The following is an 8,085-nucleotide window of genomic DNA, read 5'->3' as shown; positions in this document are numbered from 1 at the left end:
TTGGTTTCAGAACCTATTTTGGCATAGAACACAATGTGGAGCAGAATATCGCCCAATTCTTTCTTTATTTCCTGATTTTCACCCTTTAAAATGGCATCGGCCAGCTCGTAGGTTTCTTCAATGGTCAACGTTCTCAGACTCTCAAAGGTCTGCTTTTTATCCCACGGACAGCCTTCGCGAAGCTGATCCATAATATTTAGTAAGCGCTCAAAGGCTTTTAGTTTTCGATCCATTTGTTCTGCATTTTATATTCGAAGATCAAATTTACAAAAGTATTTGGGAGTTTTGAGATTAATTTGGATTGTAAATTGACAGGAGGGGTGTGAAAGCCTCTCCCTGCTAGTAATTACTAGCGGGGCGGGCTATTCGATTGTGCTTTCGTGCTTTCTATTCTCTCATTCATTTGTGTGTCGGACAGACAAGCTCTTTTGCAAGTTTTGGCTGTGCGATTGCATGTGCGACTTGCAAATGTGCTTGACTGAGAAGGGAGAGCTATATAATATCAACATTTAATTCCTCCAATTTTTGAATTGTTGCATCATCAATCTGCTCCAAGCAACCTATACATAATAATTTTCTCGCCCTACTAAAAGCAACATAACCAAGCCGAGAATAATCAGTCATTTCTTTATCCCTGTACAAATCTCTAATATCAAAATTCATTTCCAACCATAGTTTTAGTTCTTCATGAGTTTTAGCTATTGCAAATACTGCATCAGATTCTAAACCTTTATAATTATGAATATTTGATGCTACTACAGCATTATCTATTTTATCAGGAGACATATTAATTCGTAATCTATCAATCTTCACTGGAACCTCAGAATTAAGTTCAAGTCCAATTTCATCTTTTACGAATTTCCCGAATGTATTTTCATTTGTAATAACTCCTTCTCGAATAGCTTTAAATATTTTCAAACTATATTTTATGACACCGAATTCATCTGTATTGTATTTTTCGCAAAATTGGGTTTGATTCAATCCTAAAGTTGATAATAAAGTTGCTTTAATCTCTTTTATAGGATTTAAGTTACCACTTTTCTTAGGAGTAATTATATTATGGGCTAATGAGGCCGAAATCCTTTTTATAACATCATTTTTCTTAGCAATTAAGCAACGCTCATTACTCGAAATTGATAATGTATCACATTGTTCAAAGAATTTTGGAGACATTTTAGAGATTTCTCCATAGTCAGAAATGAACTTTATTTTTTCGCCTTCAGTATCCGATTTGCTTTCTTGTTGAAATATTTCCCCATTAAATTTCCGAGCATTAAAATGATTCAAAAAAGAAGTGATATTTTGGGTTGACCTATAATTATCCGTATTTAAAACAACTTTAAATTGGGAACTGTTCGCACATTTCAATATTGGAATATTTTCAAATATCTTTATGCCAGAATCAAAACTCTGTATATGTTGTTCTGGGTCTCCAACGCAGTATATATTGGTTTTTTTCCCTTTTCTGAGACCATCTATAATCGCAAAGATACTATTACTTGTATCTTGAAATTCATCGACAAAAAGAAATTGTATTCTATTTGAAAGAATCCTTCTAACCTCCTTATTTCCAATGCAGTCTTTTGCTAAAGAAACAGTCTGGTCATATGTAATATAACCATTAGAATTCATCTTAGCCTTTAGTTTCTTTTTAATAAAGTTAGCAGTTTTGAAATTTACACTTTGACCTTTAGTCGCTTTGGCAAAAATATCATTGGTTTGGCACTGGATAAATAATTTCTCGCCACTAACCTCTTTATTATGGAATGATGAAAATGGAATAACGATAAACTTATTTAGAAAGGAATGCATTGTACCTATAAATAGGTTCTTTGGAATTTGAATCCTTTTTGCAAGTCTACTTTTAATATTATCAGTTGCTGAATTAGTATAGGTTATTACAACCATATATCTGGCTGGAGATAAATCGTTCAGGGATGAGATTATTTCATTTACCATCCCATATGTTTTACCCGCACCTGGTCCAGCAATTATGAGTTTAGGTTTAGACATTCTAAGTTGTTAAATAAATTATACCATTTAAAATATATTCAGGAACATTAAAGTTAGTAGAATCCTTCTCTAGACGAATCATTAACTGATATGCAAAATCAGATTTAAACTTTTCTATTAATTGGAAATAACCTTCAACCTCAATATCATCTTCCCCTAGTTTATCAGCATATTCTTTACCCGCATTTGGTCTAACTATTTTAATTACTTCTAATAATATATTCTTGCTTCCACCTGTGTTGTTTGAAGCAATTAAATCTTTTTCAAAGGTTGATTTAGAACTTACCCTAATATCAATTTCAGGCACACCCTTATACTCTACATCTAAATTTTCTGCTCTGTCTTCAGCCTTTGTGTCTTTATCACTATCAGTTAATACAAGGCACTTTGTATGGAAACCATTTCTTATAATTTCAAGAAAGTTTTTAAATGCAAGACCATTTACACTTACCACACTGCAACTCGTTTCTTCGATTGTTTGGGTAGTTTGAATTTTATAAAATATTGGGAACAATAATTTCTCTGAAATTCCTTCCACCAGAACAATTTTCTTGGAATAAAAAAGATTGATATTTTCGGCATCTAAATATTTGCGAAGATATCTAACCATTTTAGTACTATGTGCATCTTTTTTAAACCCTGATAAGATATAATGTGGTGTTAATAAATCCCCTTTATGGTATAGGACAACAGTATTGTCGAAATCTATTTTTGTAGAAATATGGTTTGAATGAGAAGTAAGTATTAATTGTATGTCCTTTCGATAATCCTTACTATCATTTTCTTTTATTAACTGCTCAATATTATTTGCTAGGTGATTTTGAAGGTTAGCATGCAAATGGGATTCGGGCTCTTCGATTCCTACGATTCTGAAAAATGAAGTTTGAGCTTTTTTAGGGTCTTCAATAAATGAAAGAATCAGAGATATAAACAAAAGATTGTTTCTTCCTGTCCCGTTTCGCTCTATTCGAACGGGGTCTTCCCCATATATTAGACTCAGCTTCTTAAGTAGGTCTTCTATATTTGGTATTGAAAAAATAAGGTCTACAATGTTTTTAGAATCATCGGTGCTTAGTGAAATTTTGTCCAACTGAGTTGAGATTCCTTCCTTAATTGATTTTATAGCATCATTCTTTTCGATTGCATCTTGTAATCCTACTAGTTGTGTTTTTAAGTCTTGATACTCGTTTTCATCTTTCGAGTTTAAGACCCTAAATAAAAGTCGATTATTATGACTTGCAGTCAATTCACTTTTTGCGTCTCTTAATGCATCTAACAACTCAAATTTAAGTTGATTTAAATGGTAAATGTTTGCTTGTGTATCATTTTGATTACCTCCAATAATAGAATAGTGATATCTTGAAATTGGGAAATTAATTAAGTCAAGGACTTCTTTTTCTTTAAGTTTCGAAAATTTATCTTCTGATATTTCCTCTTTATATTTTTGAATAAAATCTCTTTGTCCTTGAATTTCCTCAGCCTTATTAAATGTTGACACAGGAGAAAAAGTATAAGTTAGTTTTGCTTCTGTATAATCCTCGTTACAAAACCATTCTGAAATAACCGATTCTTGGTCTAGATTCCAATCAGTTAAGGTTGCTGAAATTTTAATAAACGGATATTCTATATCTTCAATGGGAAAAGCAGAATCAAGGATTTTTCTTTTTAAAGCAACAATACTATCGTAGTTAAAATCCGAAACCTCAAGTGTCCTTTTTTTGAAGAATGACACTTCCTGACTAAAGATTAATCCCAGTGAATCAAGAAGGTTTGATTTCCCAACATTATTTTCCCCAATTACTAGAGTCAGTGGTTTTAAATCTATTGAGAAGTTCTTAAAATTCCGATAATTTTCAATTTCTAGTCTATTTACATACATAACTCTAATCTGTGTGTTGGCAAATAATAGCTCTTTTACAAGCTGAAGTATCAGCCTGTGCGGCAGAGCTTGTAAATGTGCTATTTGTGCGTTGGGTTATCAATATTTCATATAAGCTGTATCGTTCTTTTGGCATGAAGCACAACGTATGTGCAAAGTACAATGTACTTTACATCACTTATCTGTTGCTTTTTGTAAGTTGTTGTTATTCTTCTCTTTATTGTCTGAAATTGTATCTAAAGAACTCTTGATTTTTGCAAGAGATCTTTTACTCCCAGGAGTAAATCCTATTTGTTTTTTACAGTCGCCCTTTAAAAGTAAGCATAAAATAAAAACAGGAAAGCAGATTTGCTTATTCGGTATTAATATAAATAGTAAAGAAAGGCTTTGTTTGCAGATGCTAATTGATCTTGTACCTGTTAGTTAATTATTTTATTGATTGTTATAGAAGCCAATTTTTTACGAATTGGCTTTTATTTTGTCAGGATATTACCACTTATACCTGTTTTTAGAATAAGACCAGTACTTGTCCGATGCCTGTACAAGTACTTGTCCGATGCCTGTACAAGTACTGGTCCGATACCTGTACAAGTACTTGTCCGATACCTGGACTAGTAGTAGTCCGGCAATCGAACAAGGAATTCAAAAAATGCAGTACAAAAAAAAGACTCTTTCGGGTTCTTTCAGTGTTGATTCTAAAACCAGATAGTATAGGGGCGAAGTGTTCCCTTTAAGATGAAAAGATTTTGTGAAGTTGCTGCATTTATATGGACACAGAGTTAAGATATGATTATTTAAAAATTATATCATAGAATTATGAAACAAGAGAGAAGAACATTTAGGAGGGAGTTTAAAGTGGCACAACAATTAGTAATTAAAAAGGAAGAGTTTTATTTTAACCCTGGGCTAAAGTATTTGATTATTCTTATTTTAAGACAGTTTGACCTTCAAGATACCCCAAACCCCTAAAGGGGCTTAAAAAGAATACCGAAATTAAAATTAAGAAGAGGGAAGTCCCCTTTAGGGGATTTAGGGGTAAAATTAGTGATCTTTCGACTATTCGCTCTGACTGTAAGCAAGCCGTTCCTGTCAGGGTATGACTAGTATTTGAGCTCGGCACTTTTATTTTTCCAGTCTTATAATCAGTTCTATTGTCATCCCGGGAGGATCTGCAAATTTATTAGTTCACAGCACTGTAAATGTCTATTTCCTTATTGTTTTGATGGGTGTAGTAAATGGAATCTTTTCTTAAATTGTCAATTTCGTTTTCTTGGTACTCAACAGGGGATAATAATTTGTTATTGCTTTGTGGAGGTAAGCTATTTTCTTGTTTTTGGCTCAATCTGTCGACATAATGACACAGACTTAATAGAATAATGATCATTACTGATGTAAATGTTTTCATAATACGGGTAAGTTTTAAAGCAAATTACTTCATCTCTATACTTGATGCAGTAATGAGCAATTGGTTGCGTATAAAGCAATAATTATGCCAGCTTACGAACTTTAAAATTGATATGTTATGCCGTTAATCTTTGCTTTTTGAATGGTATCACCAGCGCCCCAAGCCGGCGAATAGATACTGATTATACCTATTCCGGGTGCAAACACATAAACTTGCTCTTCATCGGCCCAGCCAGGAACATCGTAGTAGAAGGGCTTGCAATTGTGAAGAACGGTGTTGCCAAAATCAAAGTCGATTTTTTCTTGTACCGTAACATTCCATTGGTCGCCATTCATATTTTCTCCTGTGTATTTCCAGGATTCTCCTTCGGCAAGGGTAAAATCAGCAAAAAGAAATTCATCCGATTGATTGGTGTAGAGTTTATAAACCTTCCCATTTTCTACTCTGTAAAAATCCTCTCTGGTATCGTATAGAGTATCTGCCCTAAATATTTCACTAGTGATTAATGTATATTCCTTATTATTGATCGTACTGCTTACGCTTGCTTTCCGGATGTAATTTTTATATTCCCATGTATCGCCAATATGCAGTGGGAAGTAATCGTTAAAACATGTTGGTATTTTATCAGGATTAGAATCCTTGTCGCACGAAACTATGGTTACGAAAATAAATAAGATGGCTAAAAGTGTTTCTTTTGTTTTCATGGCAATTTAGATTTATGCTTTTGGTTACTTCTTAACTGGTAGATGAAAAAAGAGCTGTTGGTTGCTCTAAATAAGCACAAAAATTATACCATGGGGCTGGAAAAGTCTTGAAGAGTCGAAGGTCCAAAGTCTAAAGATGATTGCGATTGTTTACTGCTTATTGCGGTAATTTTTATTTAACCACAAAGTACACCAAGTTTCTTCACGAAGTAGCACAAAGTAAAAACGTAAATGCTTGACTATTGTAAATAAATATTATTTTTTAATACTCTGTGTTCTCTGTGTTCTCTGTGTTCTCTGTGTTCTCTGTGTTCTCTGTGTTCTCTGTGGTGAATTTTGTTTGATAATGTCTGTGTTAATGGTTATTTATATAACCACAGAGGTCACAGAGCGAAAAAGTATTGATGGAAATAATTTTTTTTGTGTTACTTCGGGTTATCCTTTTGAGTACTTAGTGGTTAAACTTTTTAATAAATTGTTCCTTGATTACTGTTCATTGTAAACTGTTCAAGTGCCTCGTAAACTTCTTCTGCATTGTGTGTATTCATTAATACATTGCGCAGGGCCGAGGCACCGGTAAATCCGCTGGTGTAAATTTTGAAAAAGCGCCGTAGAATGGCAAAATTCTTCTCACTTCCCCAGGTTGTATCGAATACACGGGTGTGTTCTTTTAAAAGTGCCAGCTTTTCGTTCATGCTCACTTCTCCCTTACCGGGATAAAAGAACCAGGGATTTTTAAAAATGCCACGACCTACCATCACGCCATCAACACCATATTGCTTTGCTTTCTGGAGTCCTTCTTCGTAACTGTCTACATCGCCATTGCCAATAATTTTTATCTGTGGAGCGAGTTCGTTTCTTAATTGCACCGCTTTCGCGATTTCGTTCCAATCGGCCATTCCGTTTGACAGTTGTTTTTGTATGCGGCCGTGAATTGCCAGCGCATCAATAGGTGTGCCCAGCAAGTGGGAAATCCACGATTCGGTAACCACCTGCTTAAAGCCAATGCGGGTTTTTACGCTCAAAGGCAGATTGGTGGCTTCTTTGGTGGCCAATATAATTTCCTTGGCCAGATCGGGCTGTGCAATAAGTGCCGAACAGCAACCGTTTTTCACTACATTTTTAACCGGACACCCCATGTTGATGTCTATGCCGTCAAAGTCGGTTTCCCGTGCAATGTATTGAGCAGTTTTGTAGTATTTCTCCGGATCTTTTCCCCAAATCTGTGCAATTATCTTCACGTTTTTCTGCTTCAGCAATGCTTTTTCCGAATCGTTAATCCGCAGGCGGTGCTTTACTTTCTCGTGTCCTACGGGATGGCACATGCCGTCAACCGAAGTAAATTCTGAGAATAGAATGTTCAGTTTCCCTTCCTGCATGGTTTGTAAAACGATCTCGCGAAACGAGGTATCGGTTACGTCCTCCATAGGAGCGAGTGAGAAGCTGGGAGTTGGTATGTTGTGCCAAAAATTGCTCATGTTTAATTATAAATTAAGAATTATCAATTATTAATGAAAAAGATTTATTGTTATTTATAGATTTCTCATTATTAATTTTTCTTGTGCTGGTGCGCGATTGTATTGCGTTAAAAAACTCAGTGAACCTCAGTTCTCTGTTGTGAAAATTGTTTAACCACAGAGGCCACAAAGCAACACAGAGAAAAAGCATTGTGTTTTATCCTTTGCTCACCGGTCTAAAGCACGGTGCAGATGATGGTTTGTGTTCCTTACTTTTTTCTTGTTCTTTTCTACTTCTCTCATTATTAATTTTTCTTGTTCTGGTGCGCGATTGTATCGCGTTAAAAAACTCAGTGAACCTCAGTTCTCTGTTGTGAAAATTGTTTAACCACAGAGGCCACAAAGCAACACAGAGAAAAAGCATTGTGTTTTATCCTTTGCTCACCGGTCTAAAGCACGGTGCAGATGATGGTTTGTGTTCCTTACTTTTTTCTTGTTCTTTTCTACTTCTCTCATTATTAATTTTTCTTGTTCTGGTGCGCGATTGTATCGCGTTAAAAAACTCATTGAACCTCAGTTCTCTGTGGTGAGAATTGTTTAACCACAGAGGTCACAAAGCAACACAGA

General features: G+C 34.7%; 7 protein-coding genes. 1 reads left to right on the top strand and 6 read right to left on the bottom strand.

Features of this window, described 5'->3' with window-relative positions:
* The 3 genes from GQR60_RS19875 to GQR60_RS19865 form a co-directional block, all read right to left on the bottom strand.
* On the bottom strand, positions 1–233 hold a 233-nt coding region (locus tag GQR60_RS19875; RefSeq protein ID WP_317163675.1), incomplete at its 3' end, for a MazG nucleotide pyrophosphohydrolase domain-containing protein.
* A gap of 259 nt (positions 234–492) precedes the next feature.
* Positions 493–2,013 carry a UvrD-helicase domain-containing protein gene (locus GQR60_RS19870; protein ID WP_124994613.1) on the bottom strand — a complete coding sequence of 507 codons (1,521 nt, stop codon included), beginning with the start codon at positions 2,011–2,013 and terminating at the stop codon, positions 493–495.
* A 1-nt stretch (position 2,014) separates the two neighbouring features.
* The gene (locus GQR60_RS19865; RefSeq protein WP_124994612.1) at positions 2,015–3,892 is read right to left on the bottom strand and encodes an ATP-dependent nuclease; all 1,878 of its coding nucleotides are present in this window, start codon (positions 3,890–3,892) and stop codon (positions 2,015–2,017) included.
* A 556-nt stretch (positions 3,893–4,448) separates the two neighbouring features.
* Between GQR60_RS19865 and GQR60_RS19860 the strand changes: the two genes are divergently transcribed.
* Positions 4,449–4,601, top strand: coding sequence for a hypothetical protein (locus GQR60_RS19860; protein ID WP_154675815.1), 153 nt, complete (start codon positions 4,449–4,451; stop codon positions 4,599–4,601).
* Positions 4,602–5,072: 471 nt separating this feature from the next.
* Here GQR60_RS19860 and GQR60_RS19855 read toward each other — a convergent pair whose 3' ends face one another.
* The 3 genes from GQR60_RS19855 to GQR60_RS19845 form a co-directional block, all read right to left on the bottom strand.
* Positions 5,073–5,297: a hypothetical protein gene (locus GQR60_RS19855; protein ID WP_124994611.1), complete on the bottom strand. Its 225-nt coding sequence runs from the start codon at positions 5,295–5,297 to the stop codon at positions 5,073–5,075.
* Positions 5,298–5,398: 101 nt separating this feature from the next.
* Complete coding sequence (locus tag GQR60_RS19850) at positions 5,399–6,001, bottom strand: hypothetical protein (protein WP_124994610.1); 603 nt, start codon at positions 5,999–6,001, stop codon at positions 5,399–5,401.
* Positions 6,002–6,468: 467 nt separating this feature from the next.
* A complete protein-coding gene (locus GQR60_RS19845) occupies positions 6,469–7,479 on the bottom strand; it encodes a tRNA dihydrouridine synthase (protein WP_124994609.1) in 1,011 nt (336 codons plus the stop codon).
* Positions 7,480–8,085: the final 606 nt, after the last annotated feature.

It is taken from the genome of Labilibaculum euxinicum (genome assembly GCF_009795715.1).
In the GTDB taxonomy this organism is placed as follows: domain Bacteria; phylum Bacteroidota; class Bacteroidia; order Bacteroidales; family Marinifilaceae; genus Labilibaculum; species Labilibaculum euxinus.
The sequence above is the reverse complement of the archived record's forward strand: the minus strand, read 5'-3'. Positions and strand labels throughout refer to the sequence as shown.